This is a genomic window from Yeguia hominis, from assembly GCF_014384705.1.
GTDB lineage: Bacteria > Bacillota > Clostridia > Oscillospirales > Acutalibacteraceae > Yeguia > Yeguia hominis.
The window spans coordinates 1-697 of the sequence record NZ_JACRSN010000062.1 but is presented as its reverse complement, the minus strand read 5'-3'; the positions used below and the strand labels follow the sequence as shown (position 1 = coordinate 697).

At 49.5% G+C, this 697-nt stretch carries 2 protein-coding genes; both read left to right on the top strand.

Going from position 1 to position 697, the window contains the following annotated elements:
• Positions 1-414, top strand: a 414-nt coding sequence (locus IAG03_RS14105) for a hypothetical protein (RefSeq protein ID WP_249320750.1), incomplete at its 5' end; no start/stop codon positions are given.
• Positions 396-629 carry a hypothetical protein gene (locus tag IAG03_RS14100; protein ID WP_249320749.1) on the top strand — a complete coding sequence of 78 codons (234 nt, stop codon included), beginning with the start codon at positions 396-398 and terminating at the stop codon, positions 627-629. The genes IAG03_RS14105 and IAG03_RS14100, both read left to right, overlap by 19 nt.
• Positions 630-697 lie beyond the last annotated feature (68 nt).

The following is a 697-nucleotide window of genomic DNA, read 5'->3' as shown; positions in this document are numbered from 1 at the left end:
CATGCGGATGAAAAGCTGCTCGAAAGCAAGGTTTCCAAAGGAATCCACATGGAAGAAGAAATCAAGGAGGTCGTTAACGGACTCGAAAAAATTTCCGACGGAGGAAAAAAAGCTTCCACCGGTCTCAGGCTGTTTTCCAATATTGGAGGCGGTTTGCTGGACGCAGGCATCAGCATCGCAATCGATCTTGCAGTTGACGCGATCGACCGCTTTATCCGCAGGGATGAAATTGCCATTCAAAAAGCGCAGGAGCTGCGCGGCTCTTTCGAAGAATTTCAAGCAATAAGCTTTGATAATTTAGATTCTCTGCGGAATTACGAAACCGATTTTGACATGCAATTACAAGGAACCCGGGAGGGCGTCCGCCGCTCCGGGGTTCAGAGAGGTGGTTTTTTATGGATGATCCAAAACTGAATATCGGCGCTGTCCTTGATTCGGACGCGGTGGCACGCACCATCAACGCCCAGCTTCAGGCAATCAAATTCGACCCCATCAAAATTGAAGTCGAGATTTCTACCGCGGCCGCGGAAAGCAGCCTTCTGACGAAAATCTCCGACCGCATTAAAGCCGTCAACACCGAAATCAGCAAAAACCTTTTTGCGCCGGGTGAGCTTTTTGCCTGTGCATAACCGGCCGCAGTCCCTTGCGGTTATGCAGGATTTCATCCTCAAAACATGAAACGGCAAGCCTCAAATTG

Coding starts and splice junctions, on each gene's coding strand:
- IAG03_RS14100 (WP_249320749.1), top strand. CDS start 396: ATGGATGATCCAAAACTGAATATCGGCGCTGTCCTTGATTCGGACGCG.